Source organism: Tatumella sp. JGM118 (assembly GCF_018257515.1).
Classification (GTDB): domain Bacteria; phylum Pseudomonadota; class Gammaproteobacteria; order Enterobacterales; family Enterobacteriaceae; genus Tatumella; species Tatumella terrea.
Genome location: NZ_JAERJR010000010.1, coordinates 60145 through 76232, shown reverse-complemented (window position 1 = coordinate 76232; position 16088 = coordinate 60145). Strand labels below are relative to the sequence as shown.

General features: G+C 39.9%; 13 protein-coding genes. All 13 read left to right on the top strand.

All coding sequences use genetic code 11. The annotated features are described in order from the left end of the window. Positions 1-1010: 1010 nt before the first annotated feature. Positions 1011-2504 (top strand): capsule assembly Wzi family protein, encoded by a 1494-nt coding sequence (locus JK223_RS10925; RefSeq protein WP_212714217.1) that lies wholly within the window; start codon positions 1011-1013, stop codon positions 2502-2504. Positions 2505-2630: 126 nt separating this feature from the next. Then, positions 2631-3770, top strand: a complete 1140-nt coding sequence (locus tag JK223_RS10920; protein ID WP_212714216.1) for a polysaccharide export protein — start codon at positions 2631-2633, stop codon at positions 3768-3770. After that, positions 3770-4204: a protein tyrosine phosphatase gene (locus tag JK223_RS10915; protein ID WP_305803616.1), complete on the top strand. Its 435-nt coding sequence runs from the start codon at positions 3770-3772 to the stop codon at positions 4202-4204. Before JK223_RS10920 ends, JK223_RS10915 begins: the two co-directional genes overlap by 1 nt. 17 nt (positions 4205-4221) lie before the next feature. Continuing rightward, positions 4222-6387 (top strand): polysaccharide biosynthesis tyrosine autokinase, encoded by a 2166-nt coding sequence (locus JK223_RS10910; protein WP_212714215.1) that lies wholly within the window; start codon positions 4222-4224, stop codon positions 6385-6387. Positions 6388-6507: 120 nt separating this feature from the next. Next, entirely contained in the window at positions 6508-7938 is a 1431-nt protein-coding gene (gene wbaP, locus JK223_RS10905; RefSeq protein WP_212714214.1) for an undecaprenyl-phosphate galactose phosphotransferase WbaP, read from the top strand. A 29-nt stretch (positions 7939-7967) separates the two neighbouring features. Then, positions 7968-9197 (top strand): EpsG family protein, encoded by a 1230-nt coding sequence (locus JK223_RS10900; RefSeq protein ID WP_212714213.1) that lies wholly within the window; start codon positions 7968-7970, stop codon positions 9195-9197. Continuing rightward, positions 9194-10069, top strand: coding sequence for a capsular polysaccharide synthesis protein (locus tag JK223_RS10895; protein ID WP_212714212.1), 876 nt, complete (start codon positions 9194-9196; stop codon positions 10067-10069). The genes JK223_RS10900 and JK223_RS10895 overlap by 4 nt, the downstream gene beginning before the upstream one ends. Positions 10070-10087: 18 nt before the next feature. Next, complete coding sequence (locus tag JK223_RS10890) at positions 10088-11077, top strand: glycosyltransferase family 2 protein (protein ID WP_212714211.1); 990 nt, start codon at positions 10088-10090, stop codon at positions 11075-11077. 1 nt (position 11078) lies between these two features. After that, positions 11079-11822: a glycosyltransferase family 2 protein gene (locus tag JK223_RS10885; RefSeq protein WP_212714210.1), complete on the top strand. Its 744-nt coding sequence runs from the start codon at positions 11079-11081 to the stop codon at positions 11820-11822. Then, positions 11822-12877, top strand: a complete 1056-nt coding sequence (locus tag JK223_RS10880; RefSeq protein WP_212714209.1) for a glycosyltransferase — start codon at positions 11822-11824, stop codon at positions 12875-12877. Before JK223_RS10885 ends, JK223_RS10880 begins: the two co-directional genes overlap by 1 nt. A gap of 16 nt (positions 12878-12893) precedes the next feature. After that, positions 12894-13793, top strand: a complete 900-nt coding sequence (locus JK223_RS10875) for a beta-1,6-N-acetylglucosaminyltransferase (RefSeq protein ID WP_212714208.1) — start codon at positions 12894-12896, stop codon at positions 13791-13793. Position 13794: 1 nt separating this feature from the next. Beyond that, positions 13795-14709 (top strand): GT-D fold domain-containing glycosyltransferase, encoded by a 915-nt coding sequence (locus JK223_RS10870; RefSeq protein WP_212714207.1) that lies wholly within the window; start codon positions 13795-13797, stop codon positions 14707-14709. Between the two features lie 38 nt (positions 14710-14747). Further along, complete coding sequence (locus JK223_RS10865; RefSeq protein WP_212714206.1) at positions 14748-16037, top strand: oligosaccharide flippase family protein; 1290 nt, start codon at positions 14748-14750, stop codon at positions 16035-16037. Positions 16038-16088 lie beyond the last annotated feature (51 nt).

The window sequence follows — 16088 nt, the reverse complement described above, 5'->3', positions numbered from 1 at the left end:
CGGGCCTGATCGTTGCATTCCCTTAAACGCCTGGCACACGCCAGGCGTTTAACTTTCCCCTGTAACTCTCCGAACTGAGTTGGAGTTTATCCCGTCACCCGTTGTCGGCTGCATCCTCTGCTGCCTGCTTAACCCCACCCCCTGACAGGCAGGTCGCTGTACCTTCTTATCTGTATTACACCGCTTTGATATTCGTACCTTGTTTGCCCTCCCGGGGGGACCCGCAGACAGACATCGGGTCCCCGGGGGATGCCGCCCTGGATGAATGATATGTCGCTGTTTTCTCGATGAGCCATAGCAGGTGCTGATCCCTGAACTTCCTCGCTTATACCTGCCACCCCTGGTCTGATCATCTTCTGCCGTGACAGGGCGCGTCACATAAGAGCCACACTCTCATGAAAGAGTAAATATATCTGTCAGCATAATGTTTCTTTGGAGTGTAAAAATCAGAGACTTACGGGCAATAAAATGTAAGAGTGGTGGAGTTTTAATCAATATTGTCAGCAACAGTAAAAAACCAGGAATTTATCTATATCTTTGCCTTTATTAATTCTTAATAATTGTTCAGAATTTCCTGGATTGTCAGGTGATTGTTCAGATTTTATCAGGTTTTTATCCGGATAATGGCTGAACCATCACCCGCCTGCGACCGGCATGCGCAGGAAAAATTTGCCCTGTTTTATCAGAGAGTGCACTGGTAGCTGCGAGCCAGGGGCGGTAGCGTGCCTGAAGGTATCGATAATTTTGCCACTTTACGTCAAAAAAACGCCTGATTTTTGTCGGTTTCTGCTATTTTCATAGGCATTCAGCAGAGAAAAATTGGCCATTCCGGCAAACCGGTTTGTCATCCTGCCGACAGCCAGTGACCTTGATATTTCAATAAGCGGTATTGTTGTATCCAGTATGACTGGTACAAAACAGAATCTTATTTCACTATCATTTATATTAATCCGTCGCCGAACATCCAGAGATTTTCGCGGCGGGACAGCAAAGGAAAGGAGAGAGCTCAGATGCAGAAAACCTTTACCGGGGCGGATTTGCCGCCGGCCACAAAGCAGCGCGGCATTAAAAAATGCCTGCTGGCTCTGGCTATCGGCCTGGCAGTATTACCTGCTACCCATAGTTTCGCCGCCGGCCTGGTTTTACCGGACAGTGATTTGCGCTCAGATCTGAGCTGGCTGGCCGACCGCGGGGTCATTAACCTTAGCCTGAGTACCTGGCCGCTCAGCCAGGATGCTATTGAAGCAGCTCTGAACAAAGCCCATCCTTCTTATGCTTCTGAACAACTGGCTATCGAGCGGGTTCAGCAGCGTTTGCGCACACTGAAATCAGATGTTCGCGTCAACGCTTATACCTCCACCGGCAACTCCGGACAGCCTAAGCCTTTTGCGCAGTCTACGCCGGCCGATAACCGTTTGTCGGTGACCGCAAGTAACAGCGGCGACTGGTGGGATGTTAACCTGCAGGGTAACCTGGAAGGTGGTGAGCAGATCGAGTCCCCTTCCCGGACCAATCTGAACAACAGTTATGGTGCAGTTAAAATCTGGGGACAATGGCTGTCGTTTGGTCAGACGCCACAGTGGTGGGGGCCGGGTTATGAAGGCAGCCTGATCCGTTCCGATGCCGCCCGCCCGCTGACCGGCTTTATGCTGCAGCGTGACCAGCAGACGGCTCCGGAAACCTGGTGGCTGAACTGGGTTGGCCCCTGGCAGTATCAGCTTTCTGCCTCCCGGGAAGCACAGTATACTGCGGTACCAGGCGTCAAAATTATTGGTATGCGTTTATCGGTTTCTCCGTGGCAGTCTCTGGAACTGGGTGCCAGCCGTATTATGCAGTGGGGCGGTGAAAACCGGCCGGAATCACTGCATAACTTCTGGGATGGTTTTGCCGGAGAAGATAATACAGCTGGTAATGACCCGAATGAACCGGGTAATCAGCTGGCCGGGTTTGATGCCCGTCTTAAACTCGAACCGACCCTGGGGATCCCGATCAGTCTCTATGGCCAGATGATTGGTGAAGATGAGGCCGGGTTGTTGCCATCCGCCAATATGTATCTGGCGGGGATTGAAGGTCATTACAGCCTCGGAAAAAATGCGCTGAACTGGTATGTGGAAGGGCATGATACCCGTACCGATCTCGGCAAACGTACGAACTACAGCTATACCCACCATATTTATACCGATGGCTATTACCAGCAGGGCTATGCACTGGGTGACAGCATGGGCGGCGACGGTCGCTTACTGGCGGCCAAAACCGAATTGGTGACCGAAGATAACCAGCGCTGGAGCCTGAGAATGTTTTACGCCAAGGTAAACCCGGATAACCAGAGTATTAACCGTGCGTTCCCGCATGCAGATACCCTGAAAGGGGTTCAGGCGGGATGGAGCGCGGATGTGTATAAATCTGTCCGCCTGAACCTGGGCACCTGGTATACCGACGCTAACCATAATGATAATAACGACCTGGGCGCCAGTGCCGCCCTGGAAATTCCGTTTAATCTGTAACTAACACTGACGCCGGACAATGACAGCTCAGGCTTAAGCGGCAGGGACAGCCGCCATTGAGCTGTAAAAATTATAACGGACCGTTTGCCGTCAGAAGTGTCTACTATTAACTGATGAAATAAATTGATGAAAAATACTGCAATTAAACTGACGGTCGCGGCAACCCTGGTGGGGTTGCTGAGCGGCTGTACCATGATCCCCGGCCAGAGCCTGAACAGCCTGCGCAAAAATGTGGTGGAACTGCCGGACAGCGATTACGACTGGGATAAACTGGTGAATGTTTACCCGATGACTCCGGATCTGATTGACCAGTTGCGTCCGGCGCCGGTACTGGCTCAGCCTAATCCGCAACTGGATAGCCTGCTTAGCAGCTATCAGTACCGTATCGGGCCGGGTGATGTACTGATGATCACCGTCTATGACCATCCGGAACTGACCAACCCGGCGGGTACCTACCGCAGTGCCAGCGATACCGGTAACTGGGTCGGAGCCGACGGCAATATTTTTTATCCTTATATTGGTAAAGTGCAGGTTGCGGGAAGGACTCTCGATGAAGTCCGTCTTGAGATAGCCCGCCGTCTGTCCACCTATATCGAGAGCCCGCAGGTGGATGTTGCGGTCGCCGCCTTCAGATCCCAGAAAGCCTATGTGACCGGTGAAGTTAATAAATCCGGTCAGCAGCCTATTACCAACGTGCCGTTAACGGTGATGGACGCGATTAATGCCGCCGGCGGACTTTCTGCCGATGCCGACTGGCGTCATGTGGTACTGACCCATAACGGTAAAGATCAGATTATTTCCCTGCAGGCTCTTATGCAGAAAGGTGATTTGATGGAAAACCACCTGCTGTACCCTGGCGATATCCTATTTGTACCGCGCAATGATGACCAGAAAGTGTTTGTGATGGGCGAAGTCGGTCAGCAGAGCACCCTGAAAATGGATCGCAGTGGTATGACCCTGGCTGAAGCATTAGGTAATGCCCAGGGGATTAATCAGCAATATGCCGATGCCTCGGGGATTTTTGTTATCCGCCAGATCCCGAAAGACAAAGGCGGGCGTATTGCCAATATCTATCAGCTGAATGCGAAAGATGCTTCGACGATGGTGCTGTCGACCGAATTCCAGTTACAGCCTTACGATATCGTTTATGTCACTACTGCCCCAGTGGTTCGCTGGAACCGTGTAATTTCCCAGCTGGTACCGACCATTACCGGAGTACATGACCTGACCGAAACCGTACGATATATCAAAACCTGGCCAAATTAATGTTTAATTCAATTTTAGTGGTATGTACCGGTAATATCTGCCGTTCGCCTATTGGCGAACGCTTGCTTCGCCGTGCTCTGCCCGGGAAAAAAATAGACTCGGCAGGCGTCGGGGCGCTGGTGGATCATGCAGCCGATGCCTCGGCCATTGCGGTCTCGGAGAACCATGGGCTTTCCCTGGATGAGCATAAAGGCCAGCAGTTTACCGGTAAGCTGGGCCGTCAGTATGACCTGATCCTGGTGATGGAAAAACACCATATTGAGCAGGTGACAAAAATTGCCCCGGAAGCCCGGGGTAAGACACTGCTGTTCGGCCACTGGCTCGGAAACAAAGAAATCCCGGATCCGTATCGTCAGAGTATGGAAGCGTTTGAATTTGTGTATCAGCTACTGGACCAGTCCGCCAAGGAATGGACCCGGAAGCTGGGCGGATAACTTTAGGAAGTAAATGCATGTCTCCTTCTTTAACAAATAAGCCGGCTTCGCCGGATAGCGATGAAATCGATCTGGGTCGCCTTGTAGGTGAGCTGATTGACCACCGTAAACTGATTATCGGTATTACCGCACTGTTTACCGTGCTGGCTATTCTTTATGCTTTATTTGCCACTCCGGTCTATCAGGCCAACGCATTGGTTCAGGTCGAGCAAAAGCAAGGCAATTCACTGATTAATAGCCTCAGTCAGATGCTGCCTGATAGCCAGCCGGAATCAGCACCTGAAGTTATTTTGCTCGGTTCACGCATGATCCTTGGCAAAACCGTCGATGATCTGAATCTGCAGGCCCAGGTTGAACAGAAATATTTCCCGGTCTTTGGGCGCGGCTGGGCAAGATTGACCGGTCATCAACCGGGTAGTGTTTCTGTGGGCAGAATTTATGTTGATTCACAGGGTGGTAAAGTACCGACACTGATGCTGACAGCAGAAGAAAACGGTAATTATCGTTTAACCGGTGGTGGTTATAATCTGCAGGGGCATATTGGTCAGTTACTGGAAGCGAAAGGGTTATCACTACTGATTAGTGATCTCCAGGCAGTGCCCGGTACCGAGTTTACTGTTAAATATATCAGCTGGCTGGATGCGATTAATAACCTGAAGCAATCTTTTTCCGCTGTTGATCAGGGCAAAGATACCGGGATGCTAAACCTGACCCTGACAGGGAGTGATCCGAAACAAGTCCAAAAAATACTGCAAAGTATTAGCGATAATTACCTGGCGCAGAATATTGATTTACAGGCAGCACAGGACAGTAAAAGTCTGGAATTTCTGAACCAGCAACTGCCACAGGTACGATCTCAGCTGGATAATGCAGAAGATAAACTGAGTGCTTACCGCAAGCGAAGCGACTCTGTTGATTTAAATATGCAGACCCAATCCGCATTAAATCAGATTGTGAATGTGGATAACCAGCTGAACGAACTGACCTTCCGCGAAGCAGAAATTTCTCAGTTATATACTAAGGACCATCCAACCTACAAAGCCTTACTGGAAAAAAGAGCGACACTGGAAAAAGAGAAGGCCCGTTTAGGTCAGCAGGTCTCAAAAATGCCTTCAGCCCAACAGCAGGTGTTACAACTGAGCCGGGATGTTGAATCAAATCGTGCAGTGTATATGCAATTGCTGAACCGTCAGCAGGAGCTGAATATTGCCAAAAACAGTGCCATAGGTAATGTGCGTATTGTTGATGATTCAGTAACTCAGCCTAAACCAGTTAAGCCACAGAAGGTGCTGATTGTTGTCATCGGGATGGTGCTTGGCGCATTCATTTCTGTCGGGCTTGTTCTGCTCAGGATATTCCTGCGCCGTGGTATCGAATCACCAGAGCAACTCGAAGAGATGGGTATTAACGTTTACGCTAGTATCCCGGTCTCTGAGTGGATGACACGTCAGTCACCTAAAAAATCGCTGAAACTCAAAGGCAAAAAACTGGAAAATACCCGTTTCCTTGCGGTGGATAATCCGGCGGATCTAGCTATCGAAGCTATACGTAGCCTGCGTACCAGCCTGCATTTTGCGATGATGGAGGCAGGTAACAATGTATTAATGATTTCCGGTGCCAGCCCGAATGCCGGTAAAACTTTCGTCACTACCAACCTGGCGGCTGTGATAGCCCAGAGTGGTCAGAAAGTATTATTCATCGATGCGGATATGCGTAAAGGCTATGCCCATCAGATCTTCCACCATAGTACTGAACATGGCTTGTCGGATATTCTTTCCGGCAAATCAACGGTAGAGCAGGGGATAAAAACGGTAGCTACTGCCGGCTTTGATTTTATCTCCCGAGGTGCTAACCCGCCGAATCCGGCAGAACTGCTGATGCACTCACGCTTCCAGCAACTGATCGAGTGGGCGAGCCAGAACTACGACCTGGTACTGGTAGATACCCCGCCAATCCTGGCGGTAACCGATGCCGCCATTATCGGCCGCTATGCCGGCACAACGCTGCTGGTGGCCCGCTTCGAGCAGAATACCGCGAAAGAGATGGAAGTGAGTGTGAGACGTTTCGAGCAAAGCGGGATTGATATTAAAGGCTGTATTCTGAACGGTGTAATCAAAAAGGCCAGCAGCTATTATGGCTACGGCTACAGCCATTACGGCTATTCCTACGAAAATAATAAGTAGTAGAAACAGCCCGCTCCGCGGGCTGTTTCTTATATAAGAATCTATTCTTATCTTTTAATTAAGTTCTTTACCCCGCCCCTTTTTTATCACCCCCGGTTACGGGATGCTGGTGAGGAAACCATGACGCGCGTAACACGTAATTTTTGGGTCAGTGCTATGCTGATCCTGTCAGATTTTATTGGATTTACTCTGGCGATATATATTGCCAAGGGAATACTACAACTTACCCTGAGCCATTTTCCGCAACGTATTCCGGAAGGACCTACCGAAGGCTGGATTAACCTGCACTGGGGACTGGCGGTATGCTGTATTGGCTGGTTTTCCTTTCGGTTACGTCATTACTTTTACCGCAAGACGTTCTGGTTTGAGCTAAAAGAGATATTGCGCACTCTGATTATCTTCGCAGTCTTTGAAATTGCTATTGTCGCTTTTGCGAAGTGGTATTTCTCCCGTTATCTGTGGGTACTGACCTGGATACTGATCCTGATTATGGTGCCGGCATTACGGATGCTGACAAAAAAGCTGCTGCACAGAGCCGGGCTCTGGCAGCGGGATACGATGATTATCGGCAGTGGCAAAAATGCTATAGATGCCTGGCAGGCTATTTCAAGTGAGACCAATATGGGACTGCGGGTGACCGCATTTATCAACAGCGACCCGGGCCTGACTGAAAAGAATGAACTGCATGGGATACCTCTGCTACACCATAAAAGTGACTGGCTGGGAGATGCGGTAGATAAACGAATGCAGTTTATTGTTGCCGTCGAAAACCATCAGAGTAAGTTACGAAATACCTGGCTGCGTGATCTTATGATTAAAGGCTATCGCTATGTTTCTGTGATCCCCACATTACGCGGTATGCCGCTGGACAGTACGGATATGTCTTTTATCTTCAGCCACGAAGTGATGATCTTCCGTGTGCATCAGAACCTGGCAAAATGGTCATCCCGTTTTGTAAAACGGGCTTTTGATATCACTGCATCGCTGGCGATTATCGCGCTGTTATCACCATTACTGCTCTATATCCGCAGTAAAGTAAAAAAAGATGGCGGCCCGGCAATTTATGGTCATGAGCGTATCGGTAAACACGGTAAGCCGTTTAAGTGCCTGAAGTTCCGTTCGATGGCCGTTAACTCGAAAGAGTTGCTGGAACAACTGCTTGCCACCGATCCTGAGGCTAAAGCCGAGTGGGATGCGACCTTCAAACTGAAAAATGACCCTCGCATTACCCGTATCGGCGATGTATTACGACGTACCAGTATGGATGAATTGCCACAGTTGTTTAATGTACTTAAAGGTGAGATGAGTCTGGTCGGGCCAAGACCGATTATTCAGGCTGAGCTGGAACGTTATCACGACCAGGTCGATTACTACCTGATGAGCAAACCCGGTATGACGGGGCTCTGGCAGGTAAGCGGGCGCAGCGATGTCGATTATGAAACCCGTGTTTATTTTGATGCCTGGTACGTAAAAAACTGGTCAATGTGGAATGATATTGTAATTCTTTTTAAAACTATAAATGTAGTGTTGAAGAGAGATGGGGCATATTAATATGAATTATACTACTATGGTTACATTCTATGAGAACAAGTATTAGTACATATAGATCCTTTGTGCTGATAATGCTATTACCTATAGCAGGTGCGATTTCAGCATTTTTTGGAATAACTGATAGGAATAGAAAGGCATCTATATTCCTAATATCATTGTTTTCTGCGTGTTTGGTTTTTTTTATTCCACCTTTTCAGGATTTATATAGAAGGTTTCTTGAAACTTACCTTGTGTATAATCAAGACACTAGCTATTCAGAAGTTATTACTGGTAAGGTTGATGTAATTTATTACGTTGTAACGCTTTTCTTTAAAAAAGAAGGGATTCCATTTTTTTATATAAGTGTACTTGTTGTATTTAATACAGTGTGGAATCATTTGTCAGCTCTAAATCTCTTTATAAGAAGGAGGGAATGGAAGGGACGATTCCCAAATTTGATATTTTTCTTTTACTTCTGCTTTATTAATATATTGATTGTGGCTCTTGGTTTAAGAATGGGATGGGCAGTATCATTTGCAGTAAGAGGTGTTATTTCATACTATTTCTTAGATAAGAATAAACTAAAAACATCAATATTGTTACTTATATTGTCAGCGTTAATTCACTTTTCAATGCTGTATGTTTTTTTTGTATTGATTGCATCAATGTTTGTCAGGTTGAATAAAAAAATCCTTCCGTTTGCAATTGTTGTATCATTGTTGCTCGGTAAGGCACTGATTCCTTTAATATTGAATAAGTTTGGATTTGGTGGATTAAGTGACTATGCTCTTAACGGTTACATAGACAATAAATCATTTGCTAATCAGGGGGATAGTACGAATGAATTTATTGTCTATCTCTATTATTATACATTGGCAGCTTTTTTTATCGTGTCATTTTTCGTTTTCCCTGAGGTTGGTAGTGAAAAATATGCTAATTTTTTAAGTATATATATATGTAGTTGTTTTCTTCTGTCTTCTTTTTATGTGGCATTTAATCGGTACTTTGTAGAAACTGGTATTTTTTTCTATGTCTTAGCATTTACCTCGATGAGGTGTCGTATTTTATATAAAGTCAAATATATTATATTTGTAATAGCGCTTCTGAATATGTCATTCTCTAACATCTATCTACAAAGAAGACCTTTGATGTTTGGTGATATGTGGGAGTCATTATTTATACCTCCAGTATTTTATGTCTTAAGGACTGAAAGTGACTTTGAAAAAATGTTAAATAATGTTGACTTTAATGGAAACTGGATTGGGCACGACATAAAATGAATGGTTTTTTTTATATAAAGATACTTAAAATTTTAAGATTAGTTCTAAAAAAAACTAATGCTTCTGAACGATTTTTGGATAAAATTAACGTTCTTATTCAAAATGAAATTAAGGCTTATCTTCAAAAGCAACTTACAGGAAAAAAATACCCCAAAGAAAAAAACCAGTTATATCCTGATGGGAATTATGTGTGGGTGAGTTGGTTGCAGGGAGAAAAAAATGCCCCATTTATCGTTTCTCAATGCATTAATTCTATAAAGAAAAATTCACCGAAAGATTATAAAGTTATGATCATTGACGAAGATAATTTCTCAAGCTATGTGAAACTACCAATGGTGATAACTAAAAAATATAAATCTGGAATTATTACTAAAACTCATTTTAGTGATATTTTAAGATGGGCATTATTATCGGAGTATGGTGGTATATGGATGGATTCTACTATCTTCTTGGCCAAAGAAATAAATAATATTGGTGGGGAAGGTTTTTTTACCTTAAAACAATCTTCTGAAGAAGCATATCAATATGTTCCTAAGGGAAGATGGAGCGGTTTTTTTGTAAAAGTTGAATCAAGATATTACCCAGCTAAATATATTTATAATTTATTATTAGAATATTGGACGCTAAACAATCAAATGGTAGACTATTTTTTGATTGATTATGTTTTGGATATTACTTTTGATAGGCTCAGTGAATTTAAAAATGATATAGAGCAATTGGGGATCTATGGTAATGAAATATATTTTTTAATGGAATCATTAAAAAATGAAAGGTTTCTGTATGATCATGACTCTATAGGGATTTATAAGTTGTCATATAAAATATCGAAAGAAGAAGAAAATAAATTAAAATATCTTTTTAAGAAAATATAACACTAAGAGAGTATTAGTATGAAGGTATCAATATGCGTCCCAGCATATAATGTAGATAATTATATAAAAGAATGTCTTGATAGTTTATCCGTACAAACTATGACTGACTTTGAAGTTTTAGTAATAAATGATGGCTCTACTGATAAGACAAAAGAAATAGTACAATCCTTTTGCAATAAAGATGCTAGATTTAAATTAGTTGATACTCCTAATGGGGGGTTAGCAGCAGCGAGGAATACTGCACTTGATCTATGTTCAGGTGATTTTATTTTAATGCTTGATAGTGATGATTATTTAGATAAAGAATGTCTTACTATCGCTTTAAATGAAATTGGTGATAATGATATATTGGTTTTTAATTATTATAAAGATTTGGATGGAAAAATTATAAAGAATAAAGAACATAATTTAACTAACACTAAAAAATATTCAGACGTTGAAATATTAGCAATAGAAGCAATATGCTTGGAGCCTACAGCGTGGGGGAAACTATATAAACGAACAGTGTTTTCATCTATCCGATATCCCGTGGGAATGTTATATGAAGATTATGCTGTAGTTTATGATGTGGTTTCTAATAAGAATATAAAAATAATAAATGATCATCTTTACTTTTATAGGATAAGGAATGGGTCAATTATGAGGTCTTTTTCTAAAAAGCACATTGATGATAAGGTGGCGATATTATCCTCTTTAAAAAGTAAGTTAGGTATAAATAGGCCTGACGAAAACGCAATGATTAATATTTCTTTTTGTAATTCATATATTTTCCATCTGGTTTTTGTTACTTCAAATATGATTTACAATAGCAGTAAGAATATCGACGCAGACCTAAAGTATCTAAATTCAATTCTGGATAAGAATAGCTATAATCTATCTAACATTCTTCGTTCGGAAAGCATACCATTAGGCACAAAAGTATATTTGGTAGCATTCAAAATCAACCCTAAATTGAGTTTTTTATTGAAAAGCTTGTTAAGAATCGTAAAGGATAAAGGTACTAGATAGAATGAAATTAGAATCTTTTTCTATCATTATGCCTGCTTATAACGCAACTGGAACCATCGAGAAATCAATTGAATCAGTCCTGGCCCAATCATACAAGAATTGGGTTCTTTATATCATTGAAGACTGTTCTTCAGATCATACATTTTCATTAATATCGAAATATAAAGAACATGATAATATCAGAATTTTGAAAAATGAATCTAATCTTGGAGTTGCTGGTTCTCGGAATAAGGGGCTAGAAGCTTGCTCTGAAGATATTATATGTTTTCTCGATAGCGATGATATATGGCATCCGGATAAGTTGAAGGCACAGCACGAAGAAATATTAAAGGATAATCTTTTTCTAGTTACATCATACAATTATGTAGAAAAGAAAGTTCACTTGGTAGAATATGATAAAGATATCTTAACCAGGGACGATTTTCTTAAGAAAAAATTCAGGGTATGCTTTTCATCATTATGTTATGTCCCGAGTGGAAAGAAGGTTTTTTTTGAAGCCGTAGGGCATGAGGATTTTATATATATTAATGAGGTTTTCAATATTCATGATAGTTGCAAGGTCATCAGAGAACCAATGGTATCTTACCAAGTAATTGAAGGATCACTGTCCAGTAATAAAGTGACTGCAGCATTATGGCACTATAAAGCTCTTGAAAAAATACTAAGCAATAAAATAAAGGTTTTCTATTATTTTATTTTTTATGCGATAAATGCCATTAAATTCACAAGGTCAATCAAAAAATAATGAAACGTATCGTTATATTAATCGATAATGCCTATTCTTATGCAGGGACTGAAAATATATGTAATTTTATGGCTGAAACTTTTGGTGCTGACAACGAAGTGACAGTTTATTCTTTGCACGGTTCCGGGGAGACATTCTACCCTTTTGATAACGTTAGAGAAATAGTAACATTTAGAGGTAAGAGGTTTCCTTTACTTTCGGCAATTATTAGTATTAATAATAAAAACTTTGACTTTGCATTTATAATTAGCATGGGTAAGCTGAGTGTGTATTTTTCACTTATCCAAAAAATGATCAGCATTACAGGGAAAAACAAAGCTAAATTTATCTCTTGTGAGCATGTATCTTACCATTCATTTAGCCCACTGATTAAAATATTAAAAAAGACATTTTTGAAGTTTTATGACGGAGTCATACTTCTAACATCCAGTGATCAAGCTATTTATAACTCGTTCAATATTACTTCTTTTTGTATCCCAAATCCGGTCCAATACCAGGGCGTAATCCGGAATACCCGGAGTAAAATAGCATTAGCTGCCGGTAGATTAAGTCATCAAAAAGGTTTTGATAAGTTAATAAATATTTGGTCTGCATTTATAATTAATAATCCTGACTGGAAGCTTTATATTGCGGGTGATGGTGAGCTTATGCTGAGCTTGCAAAGTAAAGTGAAAGAATTAGGTATTGAAAATAGCATTACCTTTCTTGGTAGAGTTAATAATATTGAATATTACTACAATATAGCTGATGTTTTTTTAATGACCTCCAGATACGAAGGCTTACCATTGGTGCTTCTGGAATCTCAATCATGGGGTATGCCTGCAATATCATTTGACTGCCCTACTGGGCCTAAAGAAGTCATCAAAAATAGTGAGAATGGATTTCTTATCAATATGGATGATAATGAATTATTTATATCAAAATTAGAATTATTGAATGAAGATGATGTTTTTTATAGATTAAGCCAAGGGGCTGTTAGTAATTCATCGATGTATAATCCTGAGCTAATTAAGCAAAAATGGAATGCTCTATTACATCACAATTTTAAAGAGTGACATTTTCGGAGCTCCTATGAAAATTATCTATGCTATCACTTGTCATGAAGTTACTGACCCCTTGCTTTATACAGTAAATGAGTTATCCAGTTGTAAGGATAATTTGGTTATTATTCATGTCGATAAAAAATCAGATCTTCAACAATTTTCTTCAATAGATATTGATAATGTTTTTTTTCTTCAGGACAGAGTCGATATTTGCTGGGGAACGTTCAGCCAAATTGAAGCTACCTATAAATTACTAAGCTATGCCTATAAATTGGAATTTGATTATTTTTTTCTTCTTTCGGGAGATGATATTCCTTTAACTAGTCAGAAAGATTTAACCGTTTTCCTTAAGGATAATTCCGGCTATGAGTTTTTCGAGTTTCAAAGTGAAAATGATAATTATGTTAACCCCCTCGAAAGGGTGAAGTATAAATACCCTTTTTGGTATTTTAAAAGAAAGAAAAATATTTATAACAAAATAAAAAGTAAAGCCTTCGATAAATTGAAATTTTTATTTTTTAGAAATAAATGTTTTTTGTCTCATCATAAAGAGTTTCCTGAGTTATACAAGGGTAGTAATTGGTTTGGAATGTCATATCAATGCGTTGAATATGTAATTGATTATATAAAAAATAATACATGGTATTATGATTCTTTTATTCATTCTTACTGTTGCGATGAGGTTTTTTTTCACACAATTATAAAGACATGGTCCGATATAAAACTTTTTGATGATGAAACGATAGCATCAAATTCATTGCGATATATCGACTGGAAAACAGGTCCGGAATATCCAAGAATACTTCAACCTAGTGATCGTTTAAAGATTAAAGAAAGTAGATGTTTCTTTGCAAGGAAAATACCTAAAGTAGCTAGTGACGAATATATGAGATCGTTTCGGAAAGACTCATTAAAAATTGAGGTTTAAAATGAATTTTATTAATAAATTCTATAAGAAATTAAGATTCCCATTTAAGCTTGTTTTAGCTTCTGTAATGTATTTATTTATATTTAGAAAGGTTAAGTCTGTTAAGGTACTAACAATCGATGAAACACTGGATTACTTGATTGAAAATCCAAACCTATCTATTGCAAGATATGGTGATGGGGAGTTGGAAATGCTCCATTATAAAAACATTGGTTTTCAAACCTTCAACAAAAAGCTATCTGATAAGTTAGTTGAAGTTTTAAATGATGTTGAGAAAAATAAAAATTGTCTTGTGTGTATGCCTGATGGGTTTTTTAATACAAAAAATTTTAAATCTGGACCATCTCTTTTTTGGTTTTTCCATAAAGCCTTCTTCTTTCATAAGTACAATAATTTACTTTCCAGGACTTACACGTTTGGTAACACCTCCGTTACCAGACCATATAATGATTATAAAAGCAAACTTAATGCTCCTCATGCATTCAATAAATTCAGGCGGTTGTTGTCAGGTCTGAGGGTTTTAATCGTTGAAGGTGCCGGGACTAAGCTTGGCGTTGGTAATGATTTGTTAAATACCTCGGCATGTATTTTAAGAATTACCACATTAAATAAAAATGCATTTGATTTATATGATGAAATTTATGATTCAATAATCGAGCATAAAAATATGTATGACATAGTATTAATATCCTTGGGGCCTACAGCAACAATACTTTCTTTTGATTTAAGTAAAGCCGGCATCAGATGTATAGACACCGGCCACATTGATATTGAGTATGAGTGGATGCTATCTAATGCAAGTTCAAAAACTGCTGTTGCTGGAAAAAATGTTAATGAAGTTGGTGCGGTATCTTCAGATGGTAATCATTTAAATGACGATGAATATACCTCTCAGATAATACAGCATATTTCTTAATCAGATGGCTTTCATTAAGGACTTTTTCAGGACTAAAAATGCAATTCAAAATATTAACTAAGCTAAGCAGCAACGCACATGTATTGAAAAACTCTTTCTGGATGATGTCTGAAAAAATTGTTTCTATCTTTGGACTCATTTTTGTTACATCTTTCGTAGCTAAATATATAGGCCCTGTTAACTTTGGTAAGCTTACTTATGCTGCCTCTATCTTCGCTATTGTTCGTAGCGTTGCTATGCTCGGTACCGATGATGTTATTTTTCAAAGGATAAGCAAAAATATAAAGTTAGGAGAGAAAATAATTCATGCTACAAAAAAAACTCGTGAATTAATATTCTTTGTTTTTTCTTTGCTTTTGATATCCTATGTTTATATTTCATCTGACTCATTAACTTTTATTTTCTCATTGTCTTCCTGTCTCGCTGTGTATTTTTTGACAAAGGATGTTTATAGTATCTATTTTAACGCAATATTAAAGTCTAAAGTTAATACTATATGCAATGTTAGTGGAGTTCTGGTTTCTCTGTTCTTTAGATATGTAATAGCTTATTTTAAACTTTCTCCTGAGTATCTGTGTGTTCCGGTTGTTTTGGTTACTCTGGTTCCATTTTTATTAAGAACTTTTTTCTATAGGAAGTACAGGGTTTTAAATATAGAGCAAGTTAAAAAAAATAAGGTTTACGTTAGAAAGGCAATGGTTTTAATAGGGCGGAAGTTGGTTTTTTATACTTTGTCTGTTGAAATTTTTACAAAAATATCCCAGATTTTCTTGGGGTATCATTCTAAATATGAATTAGGTATCTACACAGTAGCCGCTACTTTAGGGACGAGTTTCCATTTTGTTTTAAACGCACTAATATCTTCTTTTATGACTCAGGTTTATAAAGAAAATGATATAAACCAGTCCCGTAAAATTATAGCCAGAATAATATCTATAATTGTTGTTATATCTTTATGTAGCTTGTTGTTTTTTGTTATCTTTGGTCATTTTATTATAAATCAATTATATGGTCAGAAGTTTATAGAGGCTAACACTGTTCTCATACCAATGGTTTTTATCTGTTTGTTTTCTGGTTTGAGTACGGTATCAGAAAGATACATAATGAATTTCAATGGTTACTCTTATCTTCAGAGAAAAACAAATGTCTTGATGGTTTTTAATGTTCTTTTGTCTTTCGTTATGATTAGGTATTTTGGTTTGAGTGGTGCTGTTTATTCGTTGCTAATTACTGAAGTTTTATCTACTACATTACTAAATTATTTCTTCAGATCAGGTGAGTTATTGAAAGTTCATCTCAGTGTTTTTAATGTAAGGACATATCTATAGTTAATAAGTTACGTGGGAATTTATGGTGACTAAATCTTCATAAGTTTCCAC

What these genes read in the sequence shown, in the direction of transcription:
- JK223_RS10925 (WP_212714217.1), top strand. Translation starts at nt 1,011, where the DNA reads ATGCAGAAAACCTTTACCGGGGCGGATTTGCCGCCGGCCACAAAGCAG.
- JK223_RS10920 (WP_212714216.1), top strand. Translation starts at nt 2,631, where the DNA reads ATGAAAAATACTGCAATTAAACTGACGGTCGCGGCAACCCTGGTGGGG.
- JK223_RS10915 (WP_305803616.1), top strand. Translation starts at nt 3,770, where the DNA reads ATGTTTAATTCAATTTTAGTGGTATGTACCGGTAATATCTGCCGTTCG.
- JK223_RS10910 (WP_212714215.1), top strand. Translation starts at nt 4,222, where the DNA reads ATGTCTCCTTCTTTAACAAATAAGCCGGCTTCGCCGGATAGCGATGAA.
- wbaP (WP_212714214.1), top strand. Translation starts at nt 6,508, where the DNA reads ATGACGCGCGTAACACGTAATTTTTGGGTCAGTGCTATGCTGATCCTG.
- JK223_RS10900 (WP_212714213.1), top strand. Translation starts at nt 7,968, where the DNA reads ATGAGAACAAGTATTAGTACATATAGATCCTTTGTGCTGATAATGCTA.
- JK223_RS10895 (WP_212714212.1), top strand. Translation starts at nt 9,194, where the DNA reads ATGAATGGTTTTTTTTATATAAAGATACTTAAAATTTTAAGATTAGTT.
- JK223_RS10890 (WP_212714211.1), top strand. Translation starts at nt 10,088, where the DNA reads ATGAAGGTATCAATATGCGTCCCAGCATATAATGTAGATAATTATATA.
- JK223_RS10885 (WP_212714210.1), top strand. Translation starts at nt 11,079, where the DNA reads ATGAAATTAGAATCTTTTTCTATCATTATGCCTGCTTATAACGCAACT.
- JK223_RS10880 (WP_212714209.1), top strand. Translation starts at nt 11,822, where the DNA reads ATGAAACGTATCGTTATATTAATCGATAATGCCTATTCTTATGCAGGG.
- JK223_RS10875 (WP_212714208.1), top strand. Translation starts at nt 12,894, where the DNA reads ATGAAAATTATCTATGCTATCACTTGTCATGAAGTTACTGACCCCTTG.
- JK223_RS10870 (WP_212714207.1), top strand. Translation starts at nt 13,795, where the DNA reads ATGAATTTTATTAATAAATTCTATAAGAAATTAAGATTCCCATTTAAG.
- JK223_RS10865 (WP_212714206.1), top strand. Translation starts at nt 14,748, where the DNA reads ATGCAATTCAAAATATTAACTAAGCTAAGCAGCAACGCACATGTATTG.